The organism is Nostoc sp. 106C (assembly GCF_002154725.1).
GTDB lineage: Bacteria > Cyanobacteriota > Cyanobacteriia > Cyanobacteriales > Nostocaceae > Aulosira.
Genome location: NZ_MTAW01000119.1, coordinates 150,260 through 171,129 on the forward strand (window position 1 = coordinate 150,260; position 20,870 = coordinate 171,129).

Sequence of the window (20,870 nt, forward strand, 5' to 3'; positions counted from 1 at the left end):
AATTTTAAATATTACTGAAATCTCTGTTCAAATACATCATCTAGAATCAATCGCAAACATGAAAATGCAGGACGATATCTGCTGATTGACTCTTTTGAGTTGACGCAAGTATGAACCAAATAACTTGATGCCTGAAAACAAGCCTTATACAGGCTTTAAATGCCATCAAAATCAGTGTTATTGGTAGTAGCTCATGATTCTTTGCTATACCATCGGCTTAAATAAAATTTGCTTATTTCTCACCAAGCTATGACTTTTGTTAGAGGGATTATTTATTGATTCCAGTTACGCTGGATTTGTAATCAAAAGAGACAATTGGCTGCAAATAGGCTGTATTACACCCTATTTCATTACTAAATCTATAACTCCATTGGTTAGGTTAATTACAAGATAGAAACTAATTTTGGTTTCACATGGTATTAACCAAATTTGGAGTGAGCCAATGATATCTCGAAAATTTGAAAAACATCGAGAATGTACCAACGGAGTATTGGCATGACAAATTTGATTTCTAGCGCGATCGCTCACATCAGTTCTTTGCTTAAGGGATTTCAAGTAAAACGCTTTTTGGCTGTTGCCCTAGTTGGTTTGATAGTACTAACTACAAATGTAGATACTGGGCGCAGTAACAAAGAGTTGCGCGATCAAGCTCGCGAACGAGTAGAACAAAATGATGCTCAAAGACCCAAAACAACAGGGCAATGGAATAGGGAAGCTCGCGAAACGAAAGACGCTCCTGGTGAACGACTTCAGCGAATTGGTCAGCAATCAGCAGAAGCTTTTAAAGAATTTGGTTCAGGTTACGTAGAAGGTGCTAAGGAAACCACTGAGGGTGTCAAAGATAGTGCAGCACAAGCAGGCAGAGATATCTCTAACACAGTAAAACGGTAAGTTCCTGATGCTGTAGTTGCGATTTGCGATCGCACAATTTTCTTAGTACTTGCTAAAATTCCAGAATCTGCGCTGAACCTACACAGTGCAGATTTTGCATGTTTGAGATGCTCCCTAACCTCATCCCAAATTCCAATTAAAAGTAATATCTATCATTACGACCGGAACGCAGTGGAGGGAAGCAATCTCAACAATGTCAAACTACTACAATAAATTGCAACTTAGTATCAATAGTAGTTATCCTAACCACTCTGGATTTTTAGCTGTACTATCAAATTGACTAGTAGTCTTAAATGGCTCGTACTGACCTTTTGCTGCAACCTGGCGAGTGCGATTGAGAAGTGCCCTAACTTGTTCCTGGCTCATTGGCTGAAATGTACGTACTGCCTCAAATGCTTGGTTGAGGATTGCCATACTTTCAATGCCTGTAATCACGGTTGAAGTTGGCAGATTCATGGCGTAGTGGAGACATTCGATGGGTTTAACCGTATTGCTCTTGAGAATATTTTGGTCGCCCATTGATTTCATACCCAGCACACCGATTCCATCTTTGACTAATCTGGGTAGAACTTGTTGCTCAAAACTTCTAAAATGTGCATCCATCACGTTCAGCGGCATCTGCACTGTGTCAAAATGAAAGTTATTTTGAGCAGCAACTTCCAGCATCCTCAGGTGAACTAGAGGATCTTTGTGCCCAGTAAATCCGATATAGCGAATCTTACCTGCTTTTTGTGCTTCTACCACCGCCTCCATTGCCCCACCAGGAGCGAAGACGCGGTCTGGGTCTTCCATACGAAGGATTTCATGATGCTGTAGCAAATCGATACGATCTGTCTGCAACCGTTTTAAAGAATCGTTAATTTGCTTAGTAGCTGCCTCTTTAGTTCGTCCGTCTATCTTAGTCATGAGGAAGACCTTTTGACGATAACCGCCTTGAAGGGCTTTTCCCATGCGAATTTCGCTACCTCCGTTATGGTAGTCCCAGCTGTTATCCATGAAATTGATGCCACGATCAATGGCAGTGTGGATCAGGCGGATACCCTCTTGCTCGTCTTTTGGTCGTCCAATATGGTGACCGCCTAAACCGATTACGGATACTTTTTCTCCCGTGCGTCCTAAAGTTCTATAAATCATTTCGCCGCTTCTAGTTTGAGTAGGAGCGGGTCTATTTTGGGCTGAGACTTGTGAGAATAAACCTTCCGCACCAGCCAACCCGGCTGCAACTAAACCGGAAGTGGAAACTACTTTCAATAAATCCCGTCTGCTGATATCCACAAATTTATCTTTCCAAAAAATGGTTAGAACTCGCTCTCATAGCGTTACATGATGCAAAACCGGGTACATCTAACTGTTGAGAGAAAACAGCAGTGAGAGAGGGGTATGTATGCTAAGGCAGGGTGAACTGTCAAAATATGTTAAGAAGCAGAAGTGTTGAATGTTAAAAATAAGCTCATAAAAATAGCCCAAAATCTAACACATTTTTGGCGAAGGATTAAAACCGCCTAATACTGATAAAACCAGGGTAAGTTAAGCGACTTCCTATCGCTCTTCTATCACTTTGGTGAGAAAAAATCAAACGCAAAATCTGAAACCAAAATACCGTTAGAGGTTTGGGCTTTAAATTCTCATACAACGCCTAAGACATTAGACCTCCTATGAAAATAGGGCAGGAGGCAGAAGAAAAGGAAGGGTTAAGATTTTCATTGTTCCTTGTGAACGCAGCTCATGAAGTCTCTTGCATAAGTCGATTTTTTGAATATCGAACCACAGATAAACGCAGATGAACACCGATAAATATCGGTGTTTATCTGTGTACCCTACGGGAAGCCACTTCGTGTCTACATCTGTGGTTTTTTTATTCTTCTTCGGATTTTTGCAAGAAGTCTATTGATTATTGCGTAAAGCCTTTTGCCGTAAAGGTTCCAAAATATTTTTTGGAGAGAGTGATTAAAGAGCGCTATTTACTTTCCTTAGCCTGCAAGATCAGTTCTGCTATACCGAAATGACCATTTCTACAAAACTCTGGAATAGGTTTCCAGCCTGGATATTGCCGCAAATAGGAATGGCTATCTCCATAAAGCAGCCCAACAAACACCTCGCCAACAATTCGACCGCCGACTGGACCAAGCCGAACAGGAATATTATTGACCTTGTCTTTTTGTTCATTGGTAGGATTCTGTGGTAAATGTTGAGCAGCCTTCTGTACCTCTTGCTGAGCCTCGGCTAGTATGTAATACCATAACGGCGCGTTATTGGAGAATTCTGATGATATCTTGGTAATAGCTTGATTATTAGCGCCATCGGCTGCATTTGCCTTGCCAACGAGTAGTTGTTCATCAGGAATGATGGGTATCCCCATTAAACGCGCTACAGCCTGCCCAGAGGGTAAGCCCATACGTAGACCGCGCTTCAAGTTACGTTCTGCTAGGGAGGGGATATCCTTCGCTACGCTGGGGGGAAGAAAACCGAGGGGATTAACTAAGGATGTATCAATTTTGTAGGCAGGCTGAATACGGTTCGACCCTAGTTTTGGTCGATCTTCAATATAAAAAAACAATGTCCAGTCAACCGCTCTATCCTCTGGAAAAGATTTAAAGCCTGTTAATCCATCTGTGAACTTACCATCCTTATCCTTGACTGGAAAAATGAAAAAGCGATCTGAATTACTCGTGTTTAGCCGATAGATTGGGCGAACCATAGAGTGACCAAATCGGTAAGCAGCAACCGCAAACTCAACTGGGATGAAGGGTTCTTCTTTCCACTTAAAAAACTTTAAATTCGGAGTGAAGGAGTGAAAACACAGACCATCTGCCTCCTCTTTAAGCTGTGGCAATACGGAGTACAAAGTTTCTTTACCAATGATAGTAGGCAGGAAGTCGTGCAAGATTAACCACTGATAATGCCATCGTACCTCCTGCTGAACTTTCTCAAACTTCGGTATACTGCCATCCCGTTTGGTGAGAAAATCGACCACCCGATTGTGAAAACGCAACACTGTGGACTGAAGTTGGGAGACAATCGTATTTTCATCATTACGCGGATCGCCAATGAGCGCTCGCGCAGGTTCTCCTGATTCAGGTATATTACGAAGAACATCTCTCGTATTTTGGTCAAATGCACTTCCAGTAACTTTACGTCCCAAAAGCATGTGGACTGCATCATCTCTATACAGATATGGCTGATCGTCTGGACCGCGACCATAAATACTGTCAAGATCAAAGCGAGGAGTACGGAAATCCTCTAGGGCTTCAGGGTCGTTATTTTTCTGAAGACTACTGGCAGGATCGAAAGTGAGATCGTGATCGATGAACTGCCCTAGATAGGTGTATCCAGCAGCTATTCCTGTGTTTTCTTCATCATCTACCTCGGTCTCTGGGGTTGGGCCATCTTCTTCAAACTCAGCAGTCATAGCTTTGCCAAGCGCCTCAAGCGCAGCTTCTGAAAAAGTAGCCGCAGGTAGGGTACGAAACATGCGCCCAAACTTTCCTTCAAATAGGGAGGATTTGGGCGGAAACTCTGCTCCCCGTAACGTGCTCCCGTGGGGACGATAGGCTGAATTTTGACTGCGCAATGTATGTATTGGTGTTGTTGGCTCATTCATATTCATAAAATGCTTCTTCCCATTTCAAACTTTAAATAATTGAAATACGGCACTGCAATACATGCAGGATAAATCAGTTCAATAGACTTCTTGCAGAAATCGGTAAAAGGGAAAGGGGAAAAAGGGAAAGGAATTCAAAACCCTTTCCCTTTAACCTTTTCCCTTTCCCCCTCTTGCAAAAATATATTTTTGCAAGAGGTTTAATATGAAGATTTCTCCATACTATTTTGGTCTTCACTCAGAATTTTTTAGAATTCTCTTTTAAAAATCCGTTAAAGACTCTATATCCTATTGATAAATTTTGCTGTAAGAAATAATCAGAAAAAATCTGTATATTTTCTCAATATAAACTCACCCCAATAAGGCAAATGTGAACTAAAAGTTAAAAATAAATTTTTAAATATAAATTGCATCTACGTTGAAAACAAACATCTTCTTAGTAACTTTGAAGTATTTTTATTACTTAATAAGTCAAGCTGCGTATAGCAATTGAGAGCGCGTATTTTGTATTTTTATAGCGCAAACTATTTAATTAAAATAAACTCGTTTGCTAATTATTGCAAAATTGTGGCGCTACTCAAAAGCTGTTGTGAAGCTCTTAAGTAGCGCCAAAGCAATTACATCACACAATTCTTGCGTTAATAGCTAGAAAAAACAACCCCTGAAAGTACCGTGGAAGTTACACTCTCTGACCTTCTTGCTTGGCTGTTCCCATATCAACTACAGCACTGCGTGTAAAGTTAATTCGCTCTTCAAAATCGAGTTGCTTGATCCGGTTCACAAAGCTATTGGTAGCTTCAGGCAGTTTGTAGTTGGAGGGAACTTGAATGACAGTGCCTTGCTCCATACCCTGTGCTAGTAGTAGCCACACTTCTATCCTGGCGCTGGACGCTAGAGCATTGTAGGCCTGGGTAAAGGCGGAATTCTTACCACTGACAATATCTCTTTGTGCTTGTAGTTGTTGCTCTTGAGGCTGAGCAGCAATTTGGTCATATAAGGCAGTCGCTGGTTCAGTCACAGAGAAACCAGGATCTGGTTTTAGTTGGTCTTTCAAATCCAGATAGCCATACCAAAGAATAGCAAGTTTAGTGTCTGCATCAAAGCGGCTAAACTCATTCAAAGCTTCTCGGGTGGTATTGTTCGTTGTGTAAGTCATAAAAATGTTCCAAAGTAGAATTGCATTCAATGAAGGAAGTAATCTCCTCTCCTTCAAATAAGTTAATAAATGCTTTCAGGAAGTTAACCCTGCCTTTGATAGATATAGGATTCATACCTAGAGCATGTTGCAGCTTGGATAACAATTCAGTAAGTATCGCTGGAATGGTTATGTTTGTGGATATTCTTCGCTAGGGCCTATCAATATTGCTGACCCCGCCTTGATCTCATCCGAAGAATAATTTATAACCTAGTCATCATAGTTACTTGCGATCGCGTTTTGTAGATCACTTTACAAATACACTGCATATCGCGATCGCTTGAATAATTATGATTAGGGCTAAAGTTTTAATAATTAGTTGTTAGCAACTGTATTACCCTAAATTTCAGCATAACAGACGATCCCACTCATCTTTGATCGCGCGATAGCACTCACAGGCACACGCCTCCATTCTCTTCCGGTCAAGAATCTGGATATTTCCACGCTTATACTGGATCAGTCCCTCATTCTGAAGCTTCATAGCAGCGTTACTCACACCGGCACGCCTTACACCCAGCATCGTGGCAAGAAATTCTTGCGTGAGATTAAGTTCATCTGAAGCAACGCCATCACTACTCATCAGTAACCAACGGCAGAGCCTTTCTTCCAATCGATGCAGACAGTTGCAAGCTGCTGATTGTGAGCCTGTAACTATCAAGGTATGTATGTAACGGTTGAGAATGTAATGCAAACTACCTTCTTGGTCAAATGCATCTTTGATGACTTGCGCTTTGACCTGTATCGCCTCGCCAGGAATCTGCACCAGCGTTTGCATCGGAGTTACGTTAGCATCTAAAAGCACAGGTACACCCGCCATTCCTTCACGCCCGACAGAACCAGATTCGACCATTGAGCCGTCCTCCATCACCGTTACTAGCGAGAGCAATGCGTTGAGGGGAAAATAGATATCTGTGATAGGTTCGTTAGGTAAGATGATGGCTTGACCATGTGAGAGCGAAACCTTCTTCAAGTGAGGACTCAAAGCGTTTAGCTCTTCATGCGAGACTTTGGCAAGCAACCGATTTTGCATTAACGGGTGTGCATATTGATGAGCAGGCATGAGACCTTACCTTGGCTCTGAAGAGTATAGAGGATGACAAACATAGACTATGAGCTTATAAGATAAGAGATTTCACATCCGCGCTCATCGCCAGAGGGATAGATCGCAATAAATATTACAAAGTCATTCAGCGATCGCCTGCTTGAGAAATGCTTCTAAGTTTTGGGTAGCAGTGGGATTATCAAACAGAACGTTGATTGAAAGTTTTAGAGCTTCACGAATTGAGTATCGCCAATCAAGATCTACCGCTAATCGAACTGCAATCTTAATGTATTGCCAAGCATCATCTGCAATTGTCTCTGTAACACCGATAGCTTGCAAGAAACCATAGGAGTGACGCCCTCGCATGAACTCACCAGGACAAGTGACAATTGGTAAGTGAGTGGCGATCGCATCCAGTGTTGTATTCCCACCCGCCCAGTCTAATGTATCTAAATAAATGTCTGCCAAAGAAAGCAAGTCAAAGTATTCCTCACGGGGTAAAACAGGAGAAAATACACAATAGTCAAGACTATCTAAGCCTACAGCCGCAAATGTCTGTTTCAGACGTTCTTGAGAAATCCCAGAACGCAGAAACATAAATTGAGCATTGGGAACTTGACGGGCGATTTCTGCATAGATGTAATCGTGCTGTGGTAGATATTTATAGGCAGCTTGACTGGAGATGTAGACAATAGCATCTTCTCGTAATCCAAAAAATAATCGCTTGCGGCGGACTACGTCAACTTTAATGGCAGGATAGGAAATTCCCACGCCAGGCAAACGTACAAGGCTTTCGGTGTAGTGATCTTGCCCATTTATAGGCTCCATCAGTTCGCTGGATAAGAAATAGTCAATGGTAGGAAGTCCAGAAGTTACAGGTTGTCCCCAAGCCATACATTGGATCGGTGCTAACCGAAGTGCAGCAATACACAGTGTTGTGGCATCCATTCCTAATTCTGGAAAAATTAATACATCAAGGCGATCATCAATAACTTGTTGACAAACCTGTTCTAAATTATGTGGCAAATGATAAAACTTTGTACTATAAGATTGAAATAATTGGGTAGCAGCATCAAACTGATGCCCTATGTGATATGAATAAATTTCAAATTTTTGATTATCTGCATATTTAAGCCAGTTTAAGAACAAAACTGTTCCACTCCAACCACACAAAAAATAGGAAAGATAGCCAATTTTAATTCGCCGATTATTGCTAATAGAAGGAATTGGACGTACTTGAACCCACTGCGGATAATTTGCAGCCATAATTTGGTGAACGAGTTGTCCATATTGCTGCTGTAGAAGCACATCATTCTTGCCCTGATATGCAAGAAAAAAGTTTGTATGATGGCTGATTCCTATTAAAGCTTTTTTCTGCTCATCGGGGCTATTGAGAGTAATTTCTTGAGTAAGTTTTTCTAACCCATGCTGATACCATGCCCGGTAGGTATCAATTTCCTGAGGAGTATGATAAATTTCTGGCAGCATCAGATGGCTTAACATCTTAAATATGTAGTTTTCAGGAAACTGATCTGTAGCTTGCTGCGCGAAGTTACGAGCTTCGAGATATTTGTGGCTTTGCTTGAGGCGAATAATTAGCCAGAAGTAAAGTTCTTGTGCTTGAGAGCAATTGCTAATACCATTTTGTAATGTTTGAATAGCCGCTTGCAACTGACCAGTTTTACACAAAACGTCGCTGAGCTTCAAATAATAGTCAATCTGATGCGGACAAATTGATAAATACTTGCTGTAATATTGGATAGCGTTTTCAGGTGATTCCCTATCTGCGAAATAATCACCCCATCTTTGCCAAGATTCTAAACGAGCAGTTTCATAAACAGTTTGTTGGCAAATTTCTGACAAATCACATATGGGAATTTGTGCTATTTCTTGTTGCTGGATAATGTAGCTATCTTCATTGTTAATTGGGATGCGAAAGTTAATTAATGATTTAATCACAGACCACTCTTGTGTGGTTAACTGGCTTGTAAGCCCTACATTCAGGTCTTCAGAGACAGCCTCCTCTAAGCTAAGTTTCAGAACTGTCTCAAAAAGCAATGAATTAGCATTATCCTGTAGTTCATCCGATAAACTTTGGCTGTCAATTAGCAGGGTTATGTCTTGTCTAGCTGGATGCGTGAAAAGCGTTCGTAGAACATTTATTAAGTCTTCTGCGATCGCTGTTTCTAAATTAGACCAGTCAGGAAAAATAATAAAATTAATATCTCTTAATTCATTAATTAACATAGGGTTGCAATGACTAATGGCAAGCTGCCTTGCGTATATAGCGCTTCTCGCTTGGTTGCAATACAGTCGGAACCCCACCCCACATTTGCTAACGCAAACGCTCCCCTCCCCGCAAGCCTACGGTGTACACACAAGTCTTGAAATCCTACCTAAGGTTTTGTTTCGTCGCCTAGCTTTAGGTTGTGTAATCGCTCTGGGAGCCTGTCCGCAGCGAGGAGGAACGACGTAGGCGAAGCCCTCCCGCTCTTTAGCAATCGATTACTTCGCTAGGCTATCGCTACGCTTGTAATGACAATTTCAGGGGTCTATAACGCCTGAAACCCTTGCAGATAGTACTTGTGTGTACACCGTAGACTTGCGGGGTGGGGTAAAAGCGTACTGCACCTCACTGAGAAACGCTATAGGCAATACTATATATGTTTTTACAGCAATGGCATCAGTAATCGAGAAATTCTCACAGATAACTTGAACCACAGAGGTTTTCTATAGTATTCAGAAAAATCAACAGCAACAGAAACCGCTAAATCATCCTCTAACATTTTCTCTACACTTTCAACAAATTGCGGTGCAGCTACAAAACCCATAACTTCAAAGTTGAGAAAAAACGAGCGATTATCTAAATTGACTGTTCCTACCCCTGCCATATCTTCATCGATCAGAATGATTTTCTGGTGCATGAATCCATGTTTATAGCGATATAACTTGATACCGATCGCTTCCATTTCGCCATAGTAGGAAAAAGAACAGAGATAAACAAATAAGTGATCGGGGCGATTGGGTAAAATAATTCGCACGTCTACACCGCGGATCGCTGCTAGTTTCAAAGCTGTTAAAGTTGCTTCATCCGGTACAAAGTAAGGAGTAGCAATCCACAGGCGAGTTTGAGCTTCATTGATTGCATTCACAAAGAAAAGATTACAGGCTTTGAACTGATCTGCGGGGCCTGTAGGAAGCACAAATGCAGTTTGATTAGCTTCTCGATTAGTTTTAATTTGCCAATTTACATTAATAATTTTTCGCGTTGCCCAGTACCAATCTTGTACAAAGGAAGCTTGTAAACTTTGAACAGCCGGGCCTTGCAACTTCATGTGAGTGTCACGCCAAGGAGTTAGGTGGGGATTTTTTCCCAAGTATTCGTCACCGATATTCAGACCTCCCAAAAATCCTATTTCACCATCTACTACGAGGATTTTGCGATGGTTGCGGAAGTTGAGTTGGAAGCGATTACCTTTACCTCTGGTGGTATGGAATGCGCTCACTTGAATGTTATGTTGGCTTAAAGACTGGATATAGGAGCGAGATAGTTTGTTAGAACCGATTTCATCGTAGAGAAAGTAGATGTTAACTCCTTGGTTTGCTTTATCAATCAACGCTTCTTTAAATTCTTGACCAGCTTGGTCATCATTAACGATGTATGATTGCAGCAAAATGTAATTTGTAGCGAATGCGATCGCTTTCAACATTGCCTCATAAGTTTTTTGACCATCAATCAGCAATTCGGCTGCATTACCTGATGTGAAGGGAATTCCTGTAAAAGCTTTAGCTAGTGATTGTAACCGTGCTAACTTATCTGGTGGTGCAACTTGAAATTGGGCAATTTCATTGTATGTTTGGTGAGCTAGCTGATAGTGTTGTGAGTAAACTAAGCGCAAGGCTTCAGCATATCCATGAAATTTAGTTCTGCCGAGAATCCAATACAATGGAATAGCTAACCAAGGAAAGGTAACTAAAGAAATTCCCCAGGCGATCGCCCCTTGAGAAGAACGCACATTCATCACTGCATGGGCAGCATGAGCAATTCCCAAGGTATGAACAACGACCGTAGCCGCACTAACAATAGTTATGGCACCACTATCTACAAACATCTCAATTTGTTATTAAGTATTTATATAAAAAATTCCGCCAATAATGGCTTGTGATCGGATGAGCAAATGTGTTCTAGTACTCTAGCACTAGCTTTGTGTTCCCTAAGTCCTCGGTAAAAAATATAGTCTAGAGGTGGTGATAACAAAAAGCGCTTAATTTTATTATGCTGATGAGGTGCAAAAGCTACTGGCATTAATCTCAATCGAGTAGCTGCTTTATACAATAAAAATGCTCTTTTTCGACTCCAAGTATTAAAATCTCCTGAAAATATAATCGGGCCTTGATGTGTAGATAGTGCTAGTTCTAACTCCTGCAATTGGGTTTTAAATTTATGTATATTGACAAAATTTATTAGATGACTATTGATAGTTAAAAGACTATCTTTCTTGTTAAATAAGGGATATTCAGCCATTAGAGAAACTTTAGGAGTTTTAATAATCGGTTCATAATGTTTGGTAATGATTGCTCTTTTATTAAGCGGGCTGATCTTAGCTGCTGTTAAAATTCCCGAATAAGTCTGATGATGAGCGTCAATAAAGTTTGGTGCAAAGTTCCAACTCATATCTATCAATTCCACTAGGTTCTCTGCCTCTACATCTAGACGGAATTCTTGCAAAAAAATTAGGTCTGGTTGGTATTGCTCAAGAATAGTTAAAAAATCTCTTACCCAGTTTTTATCATAATTTTTCTTGGCAATGTTCCAATTCAGGACTTTGATTGATAAACCATTCAGTTCTGTTTGCAGTATGTGGTTGCGATCAATTGTGGATTCTTGGGTGCGAAGAAATCGATAGGATGGAACAAATTTTCTAGCAAGAATGTCTACGTGCTCTTTGATATCAAGCATTATTAACAGCAACCTGAACTTTACCTAGCTTAACTCTAATCTTACTGATGTGGGTGTGAAAACGCTCTATAGGCACCCAACCCTAGCGCTGATTCTCTTTAACTTTGTGTCTACCTTGGGGGAAGTTGCTGCGCGCCTATATAGTTAAAATATTTTTGAACCACCAAGATATAAAGAAGACTAGCATTGCCCAGCCTAAGGACTGGTGAACAATTAAGCCACGTATTTCTTTTCCCATAAAAAAAGCTCCCATGTAAAGGGAGCAGATTGCAAACTATTTACTGTTTACTTTGTGTAAGGATGTTAATTAAAGTAACGCCAAGCAATATTTACTAAAGCAAAGTTACTGGCTAGCGTGTCAAAGAGGTAATTGATTCCAAGGAATTTCTGATTGCAGAATTGAACCAATGCCGCCAGTTGCGATCGCCAACGATTTTTTCGTAGACTGCTTCATAGCCGTTAACCATTTGGGTAACGCTAAATTTATTCTCTACATGTTCGCGGCATTTTTGGCGATCGAGTTTCAACGCTTTCGGTATCATCGTCGCCATTTCCTCGTAACTTTGGCAGACATAACCAGTCTCACCATTAGCAATTACCTCTGATACAGAACCCATATTCATAGCGATGACAGGTGTACCAGTCGCCATAGATTCAGCCATCACCAACCCAAATGGTTCGCACCAGGTGATAGGAAAGAGTGTAACCGCCGCATTCCCCAAAAGTTCAGCTTTTTGCTCGTGGTTAACTTCGCCTAAAAACTCTATTTGTTTACCATCGATATGAGGAGCAATCTCTTGTTCAAAAAACTGTTTGTCTACAACATCTACTTTACCCGCCATCTTCAAGCGCCATCCTGTCTGCTTGGCAATGGCAATAGCGTGTTGTGGCCCTTTTTCTGGTGAGAAACGTCCTAAAAATGCCAGATAGGGTGGATCTTGAGGTTCAACAAAAAAGGGAAACTTCTCAACGCTGATGCCGTTGTAAACTGTAGCAACGTAATTAATGTTTAACAGACGTTGCGCATCACTAATACTGATATATGGTTGCGTGTTGTATTGCCTAAATACTTTGTTGTTATCACGAGTAAAGATACCATGCAGTGTATGCACTGTTGGTGTTGAGACTACACTAGCTAAAGGCAATGACCAAACCCCTACGTGGGAGTGAATAATATCAAATTCGCCAGCATGTTGATAAACTTTACCAACGTGCATGAGTTCGTACATTACTGGTTCTTGGATATCTTTATCCAAACGCAATGCACGTGGACTCCCAGCTTCTAAACGAGCTAGAGTTTGGGAATCACCCGAAGCAAATAGCGTGACATCGTGACCTCTACGTACCAATTCATCGGTCAAACGACTCACAACTAGCTCAGTTCCTCCATAGGTAACAGGCGGAACTTGTTCCCACAGGGGTGCGATTTGTGCGATTTTCATAATGTGTAGGGTTCAGCGGTCAAAAGTCCTGTCACTTGGACTTAATTTCAGATACAGGAAAAAGATTTTTCCTTCATATCTGCAATCGACTTTCACCTTGCTTGCCGCAAACTGCGCCCAATTAGGTGAACCGAACCAAAAACTCATCTCCAGTGAGTGTTAAGTTGATTTCACATTTCCAATGTGGCAGACTCAGTAATATTACCGCATCTATCTAAAGGCAGTTTTTTTTCTCTGGCTAAACAGTTATGTGGAATTAGCGAGAAAAGCACCTCAAAATGAATATTGATCCACTTGAGAGCGCGATCGCCCATAACTGTGGTAGTTTTGAGCGATCGCATCCTTTTGGAATTTGTGGCTAACCCAGAGGAAGGCGATCGCCTGCATTATTTTTGCTGAGATAAATCCATCAAATTCGCCAATTTATATACAATTCGCGCTCCAACATTACCATCCCACTCAGTATCACCAACTTCGCAGACATCAAAGCCAATAATTTTCCTGCCACTGTTCACCAATTCCCGGAATAGACAATAAGCTTGTTCTAATTCCAAGCCACCGGGAACAGGAGTACCTGTACTCGGACAGAGTTTGGGATCTAAACCATCGACATCAAAGCTAATGTGAACGAATTCAGGTAATTGGCTGATAATTTCTCTACACAATTGAATCCAAGTTATGCCAGAGTAGAGCTTTTGTTTAATCGCTGGGTCGTAATAAGCGACTATTCGACCATGAGATTCGTCAATAATTTGCACTTCATCATGACTAATATCACGCAAACCCACCTGCACTAACTTGGAAATTTGCGGTATTTTCATCGCATTAAACATGATTGACGCATGGGAAAACTCAAATTCCTCGTATGCATCCCGTAAATCTGCGTGGGCATCTATGTGTAAAATGCCGTAATTGGGGTACTTAGCTGCTAAGGCTTGAAAGTAACCTAAGGGTGAACTGTGATCGCCACCTATAACTGCAACCCGCTTACCATCATTGATTGCTTTCTGACAATTCTCAAACAGCCATTGATTCACCTGTTGCGAAGCTCGATTAATTTCTGTGAGTACAGGTGTTAAATCTGGTGTATCTGTTAGTGCTTTACCTTGGGCGAGTCGCTCAATAATTTTGCCAGCTAAGGCGCGATAGTATTCACTTTTTTCTAAAATATCTTGGGGAATTTCCATCATAAAAATTCCCTGTTTCCATCCTTCAGGATGATCGAAATCAAACAAATCTAGTTGAGTGGATGCATCCAAAATCCGCTGGGGGCCTTTGGCGGTTCCTGCACCATAGGAAACCGTGACTTCCCAAGGTACGCCAAACACAATCAGGTTTGCAGACTCGTAATCAAACGGTAAACCCAAGAGATTGCCATTGATTTCACCTACGCCGCTGGGGTTGTAGTCTAAAAGAGGATTAGTCATAACACCTGATTATGCAAAACAACAGTAATAACTATGTTACGGATTGAGCTTTAATAGCTTAACGCTCCGTAGATGGGTTTTCAACGCGGCAATGAGAATAGCAACTACATGAGCAACTGCACTCATCCTACCTATTTCGCAGACATACTAACAGAGGATCATGCCTGATGTTGGTGAATTGAGATTACCTGTCGCCGCAGCACATAGCGCTGATGAACTTTGTTGCCAAATTGCTGAGGTGGTGCTAAACGTATCACTTCAAAACCCAACTTCTTCCAGAAAGCGAATCCTGGCTGATTTTCTTCCAAAACAGCCAAAAATACAGATTGCGCTTCCTGCTGTGCCACCCAACTTTCGTAAGCTTGGTAAAATTGAGAACCTAATCCTTTGCCTCGGTGTTCTGGAGCCAACATCATTAACCCTATCCACCAACTTTTCGTATCAGGATAATCCCGAATGCTTTCGAGCATTCCCACAAGGCTGTTATCTGGAGTAAACAAACCAAATATAAATTTATCTTCTATAGTTTTACCTTCAGGTAAGGCTAAAAATTCATCAGCAGCCGCAGAAGATAGAGGCGGATGCCCATCTGTCATCATAGCGTAGTCAGTACATTGCTCAAAAAGTTGCTGAAGAATTTTTGCATCACTAGGGTCTAGTTTTTTTGCCATGTAGGCAGCAACTTTCATATGACTTTCCCTGCAACTTTTTTATTGACTGCATATTAAATTAAATTAACGCGGGGTGAGTACGCTGGTCACAATAGTGCAGTCATACAAGGATATGGTGGCGATCGCACCCATAAACAGCCCCACCACCCAGGCGATCGGTAGCAACAGCAACATCCACGTTCCGCCAAATCTAAGGTGAAATGATATAACTACTAGTTAATATTTGATATTTATTTGGGCAAAATGATCTCAGACTCTTTTCAGGACAGTAAATTTGGCTAAATTCTCTAACGATAACTTCTTCGCCAGCAAATTTATAGATATGAGCAACTATAATAACACAAAATCTCTGCATGGCTATTGCATTTTCAAGTTACTTTACTCTGGTAATAGACAAATCAATTCACTGTATCGAGATATAGATAGCTTTCTCAATGTCTAAAACTAAGAAATAGTGAATCAGTATGTCTATTGAAGAGTTAAATCAAGAGTTAACCAGCTTACGTCAATGCCTTCAGCAACTAAAAACAGATAATGCTGAACTACGCCAGGCGGTTCTAGAATATACCACTCAATTAAAGCAACACAAGAGCGAACGGCAAGCTGCACTGCATGAGCGCCAACAGATAGAAGAACAACTGCAAACTGCTCAACAGTTTCTGCATTCTGTGATTCAAACCATGCCTGTAGCAGTTTTTGTCAAAGATGCGGCTGATCTACGAATTGTCTTATGTAATCGAGCCGCGGAAAAGTTAACTGGTACCAGTGCCGATGAAATTTTAGGGAAGAACGACTACGACCTATTTCCCAAAGAAGAGGCCGATTTTTTTACCCAGCGAGATCACGAAGCACTTAATAGCAAAACATTATTAGAGATTCCTGAAGAAATAATTCGGACAAAAAGCGGCGAAACCCGCATTTTACAGATTAAAAAAGCTCCGATTCTTGATTCTCAAGGTCAACCTAAATATTTACTAGTAGTTAGAGACGACATTACAGAACATAAACAAGCAGAAGCTCAACTCAAACAGCAAGCAATAGAACTAGAGCAAACTCTCAAAGAATTACAAAGTACTCAAGCTCAACTTATCCAAAGTGAGAAAATGTCTTCTCTGGGTCAATTAGTTGCTGGAGTTGCCCATGAAATCAATAATCCAGTTAATTTTATCTACGGCAATTTAACTTACGCTAACAAATATATCCAAGAACTACTAAATCTACTTCATCTTTACCGCATAAACTATCCCAATCCTGCTCTGGAAATTCAAACGACAATTCAAGCGATGGAATTCGATTTTTTAGTCGAAGATTTGCCAAAATTACTCTCTTCAATGGAAGTCGGTGCTGAACGCATACAGCAAATTGTGGTTTCTCTTCGTACCTTTTCGCGGCTAGATGAAGCCGAGTTAAAAGCAGTGGATATTCATCAGGGTATTGACAGTACACTGAGTATTTTAGAGTATCGTTTGAAAACTAGAGGCAATCATGTCGACATTCAGGTTCTTAAAGATTATGACAATTTACCTTTAGTTGAGTGCTATGCTAGCCAGCTAAATCAAGTATTTATGAATATTTTGTCCAATGCAATCGATGCTTTAGAAGAGTCATTAATTCAAGGGAAACTCTCGCATAACCAGCCAGAAATTCGCATTTGTACTCAACAACTGAATGCTCAACAAATACTTATTCGGATCGTAGATAATGGTCCTGGTATTCCCGAACAAGTTAGACAAAAGTTATTTGATCCTTTTTTTACTACCAAAGATGTGGGGAAAGGTACTGGTTTAGGTTTATCGATTAGCTATCAGATTATTACCGAGCGGCATGGTGGTTCGTTAGAGTGTGTTTCTTCTCCTGAAGGGGGAGCAGAATTTATTATTACAATTCCAGTTGCACAGCCCAAACAGTAATTTTGATTCAAAATGTGTGATTGCAGGTATCTGGAAAACCATTTTAGGGTTATCAAATATAATGGTAGAATTCCTTAAGAGTTTGTGATTAATGCTCTTGATATTCGTGTGATCGCATAGAAGGTTGTTGGGTAAGTAATATAATTTAAATTCATCTATCCAACACTAATTTTTTCATTGGATAGTTCGCAATCGGCTAAAGCGGATGATGTTTCAACAGGTTGTAAGCGAATGGGGAGAGAAATAATAAATTCTGTACCGCTACCCACCTCAGATTTACAGGACAGTTGTCCTCCATGCTTCTCGACTACAATCTGATGACTGATTGAAAGACCCATGCCAGTACCAACACCCCTAGGCTTAGTAGTAAAGAAAGTTTCAAAAATTTTTGCTTGATCTTCAGGCGCAATACCAGAACCGTTATCTGCAATTCTGATAACTACCCAGTTGTTGTCTTGACGTTTAGTGGCGATCGCAATTTTTAGTGAATCTTGAGGATTTTGCTTTGCTTCCAAGGCATCAAGCGCATTATTGATAATATTCATAAACACCTGATAGAGTGAACCAGCAAAACCTTCAATATTGGGAATATCGCCATAGGTACGCTCAACCGTAATACCTTTTTTAAGGCGGTTATTAAGAATGAGTAGCGTACTATCAATACATTCGTGCAGATTAACTGCATGAGCTTCAGCTTCATCCAGACGCGAAAAGTTTTTCAAACTTAAGACAATTTGCCGCACGCGATCGGCACCAAATTTCATAGACTGCAAAACTTTGGGTAAATCTTCTTCTACGAATTCCACATCAATTTCGGAAGCATATTCTTGCACTGCTAGAGGTGGATTAGACACCTCTAGGTGATAAATTCGCAGCAATTCTAATAAATCGTCTACGTGCTGAATGGCAGGCTCTAAATTACCATAAATAAAATTTACTGGATTATTAATTTCGTGAGCAACGCCAGCTACCATTCGTCCTAAGCTAGACATTTTCTCACTTTGAACTAATTGAGCTTCTTGCGATTGTTGCTGACGAATGGCAGCGGCCTTTTGTTCTTCTAGTAGGCTTTTGACTCGTTGCAAAACTTGGTTAAAAGCAGTTCCAAGTATTCCGATTTCATCTGTTGTCGTGACAGGCGTTTGCAAGCCAAAGTTAGATTCTTTGATCACTCGTTGTGCCATCTGCGTCAATTCTTGGACAGGGCGGGTAATTGTACGGCTGGTAAACAGGGCTAACAAAATAGCGATCGCTGCTGATAATAAGATGCTACTGGCTATTATTTGCATCCTTAGTTGCTCTGCTGTCTTTAACTCACTTGTTGCTGTTTTTAACTCTTCATCAGAAGCATCAATAACTTTTACTAGATCATCGGAAATCTGACTTTTCCCCTTATCTTTCTATCACAGCGATCGCGATCAGGAGTGCTATCCTAAAAGTCCTATTTTCCCGTTGTCATATTCTCATTAAACATCTTTTATTGAAAATAAATTTATGGGCTGAAACCCTTACTATATCCATGTTTCCAGACTTAACGGGAAAAGTCAGTTAGTGTAGAGGTTATAAGCTGTTACGCAAAAAAATGGGATGGAGCGAGAATCCCCATCCTTAAGAGACTATTGAATTTGTACTGCGGAGTCACCGGGATGAACTGAAGAGAATTGAAATGTTTAAGCAAGAAGTTTCTGCACGCCTAACCACCCAGCTAAGTTTTCCTGCTGAACGGAATCAGAATTATGTAATGAAATTACTTGATACCGTATAGCATGTGGCTCTGCTAAAGTTACAGTTACAGAACGGAGTAAATCTTGGTGAAAAACAGCCACTTGAATAGTATCGTTGGGCTGAAAATCTTTTAGGCGATCGCTTAAATTATTTGCTGATACCTTAATGCCATTAATGGCTAGCAACTCATCGCCAGGATCGATTCCTGCTTGTTGTGCAGGTGAACCCGCCTCAACAAGCTTAATTATTTCCCGTCCATTCTCAGTATTTACTTTTACACCTAAATAAGGTTCTTCTTCTTGCTCTGCTGCTAATTGCAAGCCAAAAGGTGCGAAATATTCATTAAAAGGTAACTCTTCTGTGCTCTCAAGATAACGTTTAAAGAAATCCTTTAAATCTACTTCCGCGACCGATTCAATTACTGCTTGTAACTCGTCTGGAGTAAAGCCAATTTCTTCTTGTCCGAATTGCGCCCACATTTGCCGCATAACATCATCTAGAGAGCGTTTATTACCATGCTTTGCGCGAATCAACAAATCTAGTAGCAAAGAGACCATTGCTCCTTTCAAATAATAAGAGATTTGGGTATTTCCACTGTTAGCATCTGGACGATAGAGTTTAATCCAAGCATCAAAACTTGACTCAGAAAGTGGTTGTACTTTTCGCCCTGGTGTGGTGAGAAATCTGGTAATTTCTTTACTCAAATTATTTAAATAAGTCTTGGCATCATAAATACCTGCTCGCAAAGGAATTAGTAAGTCATAGTAACTCGTAGTTCCCTCACAGAACCACAAAGAAGGTGTATAGTTCTCTTGGTCGTAATCAAAAACTTCCAGAGCTTTAGGACGAATGCGCTTGACGTTCCACAAGTGAAAAAACTCATGAGCCACCAATTGCATAAAGCGCTCGTACTTGTCTTGAGCGCGAAATCCAAATCGTTGGTAAATTAAAGAACAGCTATTTTTGTGCTCTAAACCACCATAAGCTTGATGAAATAAATGTAACAGAAACAGATATCGTTCATAAGGTAAACCCTCAAAGATTTGTGCTTCTACTTGAATTACTTTTTCGATATCAGAAATTAGTTTTTGTGGTTGAATATTTCCCTGTCCCCAGATTGCTAGTTCATGGGGTTTTCCCAAAACCTCAAAGTGATATAATTGGTGGCTACCAATTTCAAAAGGACTATCAACAAGGGTGTCAAAATCAGCAGCATAAAAAGTATTGCTTGCGTCAGCATCTACTGGTAGAGCAGTAGTTACCTGCCATTCAGGATATGGGGGTACAATGGTCACGCGAATTGGTTGCTTTTCCCAACCTGGTATTCTAAAAAATAGTGCCGCACCATTAAAATAGCCGTGAGTGACATCCAAGTGGTTTGTCCGTACCGATAGCTCATTTGCAAACACACGGTAACGTATAGTTAATTCTGAAAAATTGCTTTTATCTACCTGCCAATGATTTTTACTTTTTTTCCACCAGCGTAAAGGTTCATCAGCAGCAAAAGCAGCAAAATCTTGTAAATTTTTAGCGTATTCTCGCACCAAGTAGGAACCAGGCGTCCATACAGGCAATTTTAAATCAACAATCGGTTCTGGGTAGTTGACAAGCTGCAAAGTTACTTCAAACAGATGTGTTTCTGGTTGAGGCATTGCCACCTGGTAATGTATAGTTGGCAAACGTTCTTGGACGCGGCTATCTGGACGAGGCGCTGTTACTTCAGTCATCTTGAATCCTAAGTTCTACCACTTCTTCTAAGATACAAGGGTGTGTTAATGCAGTGTAACGCACCATTTATAAGCGTGCGTTATGAAGCGAAAATTTATGAAATAGACAAAAAGCTCACTGGTGAGTACGCCTAACACAATAGCAATAAACCGAGAACTCACCAAAAAAGGGAACTGATACCAGAACGGGGAATAGTTCGTTCCTCACTATTCTCCGTTCTGGTATCAGTTTTATCGAAACAGAAGCCAGGAGTCAGGAGTCAGAAGTACCTATTCTGT

The 20,870-nt window shown here is 40.7% G+C and carries 16 protein-coding genes; 3 read left to right on the forward strand and 13 right to left on the reverse strand.

Annotation, left to right across the window (positions count from 1 at the left end):
* Nucleotides 1–495: 495 nt before the first annotated feature.
* Complete coding sequence (locus BV375_RS17040; protein WP_086762584.1) at nucleotides 496–891, forward strand: hypothetical protein; 396 nt, start codon at nucleotides 496–498, stop codon at nucleotides 889–891.
* Between the two features lie 237 nt (nucleotides 892–1,128).
* Here BV375_RS17040 and BV375_RS17045 read toward each other — a convergent pair whose 3' ends face one another.
* From BV375_RS17045 to BV375_RS17065, 5 genes are all read right to left on the reverse strand, one after another.
* A complete protein-coding gene (locus BV375_RS17045) occupies nucleotides 1,129–2,166 on the reverse strand; it encodes an aldo/keto reductase (protein ID WP_086762495.1) in 1,038 nt (345 codons plus the stop codon).
* A 682-nt stretch (nucleotides 2,167–2,848) separates the two neighbouring features.
* Nucleotides 2,849–4,498, reverse strand: coding sequence for a heme peroxidase family protein (locus BV375_RS17050; RefSeq protein ID WP_208095869.1), 1,650 nt, complete (start codon nucleotides 4,496–4,498; stop codon nucleotides 2,849–2,851).
* Between the two features lie 673 nt (nucleotides 4,499–5,171).
* On the reverse strand, nucleotides 5,172–5,648 hold the full coding sequence (locus BV375_RS17055; RefSeq protein WP_086762497.1) for an orange carotenoid protein N-terminal domain-containing protein: 477 nt from the start codon (nucleotides 5,646–5,648) through the stop codon (nucleotides 5,172–5,174).
* A 385-nt stretch (nucleotides 5,649–6,033) separates the two neighbouring features.
* Entirely contained in the window at nucleotides 6,034–6,747 is a 714-nt protein-coding gene (locus BV375_RS17060; RefSeq protein WP_086762499.1) for a Crp/Fnr family transcriptional regulator, read from the reverse strand.
* 123 nt (nucleotides 6,748–6,870) lie between these two features.
* A complete protein-coding gene (locus BV375_RS17065) occupies nucleotides 6,871–8,976 on the reverse strand; it encodes a hypothetical protein (RefSeq protein ID WP_086762500.1) in 2,106 nt (701 codons plus the stop codon).
* A gap of 16 nt (nucleotides 8,977–8,992) precedes the next feature.
* Here BV375_RS17065 and BV375_RS17070 point away from each other — a divergent pair, with 16 nt between their 5' ends.
* Entirely contained in the window at nucleotides 8,993–9,205 is a 213-nt protein-coding gene (locus BV375_RS17070; protein ID WP_086762502.1) for a hypothetical protein, read from the forward strand.
* A 193-nt stretch (nucleotides 9,206–9,398) separates the two neighbouring features.
* On the opposite strand, the gene cls is transcribed toward BV375_RS17070, so the two are convergent.
* From cls to BV375_RS17095, 6 genes are all read right to left on the reverse strand, one after another.
* A complete protein-coding gene (gene cls / locus BV375_RS17075; protein WP_086762504.1) occupies nucleotides 9,399–10,841 on the reverse strand; it encodes a cardiolipin synthase in 1,443 nt (480 codons plus the stop codon).
* Between the two features lie 20 nt (nucleotides 10,842–10,861).
* Nucleotides 10,862–11,689: an endonuclease/exonuclease/phosphatase family protein gene (locus tag BV375_RS17080; protein WP_086762506.1), complete on the reverse strand. Its 828-nt coding sequence runs from the start codon at nucleotides 11,687–11,689 to the stop codon at nucleotides 10,862–10,864.
* 350 nt (nucleotides 11,690–12,039) lie between these two features.
* On the reverse strand, nucleotides 12,040–13,131 hold the full coding sequence (locus BV375_RS17085; RefSeq protein ID WP_086762508.1) for a glycosyltransferase family 4 protein: 1,092 nt from the start codon (nucleotides 13,129–13,131) through the stop codon (nucleotides 12,040–12,042).
* Nucleotides 13,132–13,301: 170 nt separating this feature from the next.
* Entirely contained in the window at nucleotides 13,302–13,472 is a 171-nt protein-coding gene (locus BV375_RS36925; protein WP_166507464.1) for a hypothetical protein, read from the reverse strand.
* 45 nt (nucleotides 13,473–13,517) lie between these two features.
* Entirely contained in the window at nucleotides 13,518–14,558 is a 1,041-nt protein-coding gene (gene speB, locus BV375_RS17090; RefSeq protein ID WP_086762510.1) for an agmatinase SpeB, read from the reverse strand.
* 158 nt (nucleotides 14,559–14,716) lie between these two features.
* Complete coding sequence (locus tag BV375_RS17095; protein ID WP_086762512.1) at nucleotides 14,717–15,247, reverse strand: GNAT family N-acetyltransferase; 531 nt, start codon at nucleotides 15,245–15,247, stop codon at nucleotides 14,717–14,719.
* A gap of 446 nt (nucleotides 15,248–15,693) precedes the next feature.
* Between BV375_RS17095 and BV375_RS17100 the strand changes: the two genes are divergently transcribed.
* A complete protein-coding gene (locus BV375_RS17100) occupies nucleotides 15,694–17,139 on the forward strand; it encodes an ATP-binding protein (protein ID WP_086762514.1) in 1,446 nt (481 codons plus the stop codon).
* Nucleotides 17,140–17,294: 155 nt separating this feature from the next.
* Here BV375_RS17100 and BV375_RS17105 read toward each other — a convergent pair whose 3' ends face one another.
* Together BV375_RS17105 and BV375_RS17110 are read right to left on the reverse strand one after the other, a co-directional pair.
* Nucleotides 17,295–18,428: an ATP-binding protein gene (locus tag BV375_RS17105; protein WP_086762516.1), complete on the reverse strand. Its 1,134-nt coding sequence runs from the start codon at nucleotides 18,426–18,428 to the stop codon at nucleotides 17,295–17,297.
* Between the two features lie 381 nt (nucleotides 18,429–18,809).
* Nucleotides 18,810–20,591, reverse strand: a complete 1,782-nt coding sequence (locus tag BV375_RS17110; RefSeq protein ID WP_086762518.1) for a M61 family metallopeptidase — start codon at nucleotides 20,589–20,591, stop codon at nucleotides 18,810–18,812.
* Nucleotides 20,592–20,870: the final 279 nt, after the last annotated feature.

What these genes read in the sequence shown, in the direction of transcription:
- cls (WP_086762504.1), bottom strand. Translation starts at nt 10,841, where the DNA reads ATGTTTGTAGATAGTGGTGCCATAACTATTGTTAGTGCGGCTACGGTC.
- BV375_RS17040 (WP_086762584.1), top strand. Translation starts at nt 496, where the DNA reads ATGACAAATTTGATTTCTAGCGCGATCGCTCACATCAGTTCTTTGCTT.
- speB (WP_086762510.1), bottom strand. Translation starts at nt 14,558, where the DNA reads ATGACTAATCCTCTTTTAGACTACAACCCCAGCGGCGTAGGTGAAATC.
- BV375_RS17085 (WP_086762508.1), bottom strand. Translation starts at nt 13,131, where the DNA reads ATGAAAATCGCACAAATCGCACCCCTGTGGGAACAAGTTCCGCCTGTT.
- BV375_RS17100 (WP_086762514.1), top strand. Translation starts at nt 15,694, where the DNA reads ATGTCTATTGAAGAGTTAAATCAAGAGTTAACCAGCTTACGTCAATGC.
- BV375_RS17070 (WP_086762502.1), top strand. Translation starts at nt 8,993, where the DNA reads ATGGCAAGCTGCCTTGCGTATATAGCGCTTCTCGCTTGGTTGCAATAC.
- BV375_RS17050 (WP_208095869.1), bottom strand. Translation starts at nt 4,498, where the DNA reads ATGAATATGAATGAGCCAACAACACCAATACATACATTGCGCAGTCAA.
- BV375_RS17095 (WP_086762512.1), bottom strand. Translation starts at nt 15,247, where the DNA reads ATGAAAGTTGCTGCCTACATGGCAAAAAAACTAGACCCTAGTGATGCA.
- BV375_RS17080 (WP_086762506.1), bottom strand. Translation starts at nt 11,689, where the DNA reads ATGCTTGATATCAAAGAGCACGTAGACATTCTTGCTAGAAAATTTGTT.
- BV375_RS17105 (WP_086762516.1), bottom strand. Translation starts at nt 18,428, where the DNA reads ATGCAAATAATAGCCAGTAGCATCTTATTATCAGCAGCGATCGCTATT.
- BV375_RS17065 (WP_086762500.1), bottom strand. Translation starts at nt 8,976, where the DNA reads ATGTTAATTAATGAATTAAGAGATATTAATTTTATTATTTTTCCTGAC.
- BV375_RS17110 (WP_086762518.1), bottom strand. Translation starts at nt 20,591, where the DNA reads ATGACTGAAGTAACAGCGCCTCGTCCAGATAGCCGCGTCCAAGAACGT.
- BV375_RS17060 (WP_086762499.1), bottom strand. Translation starts at nt 6,747, where the DNA reads ATGCCTGCTCATCAATATGCACACCCGTTAATGCAAAATCGGTTGCTT.
- BV375_RS17055 (WP_086762497.1), bottom strand. Translation starts at nt 5,648, where the DNA reads ATGACTTACACAACGAACAATACCACCCGAGAAGCTTTGAATGAGTTT.
- BV375_RS36925 (WP_166507464.1), bottom strand. Translation starts at nt 13,472, where the DNA reads ATGCGATCGCTCAAAACTACCACAGTTATGGGCGATCGCGCTCTCAAG.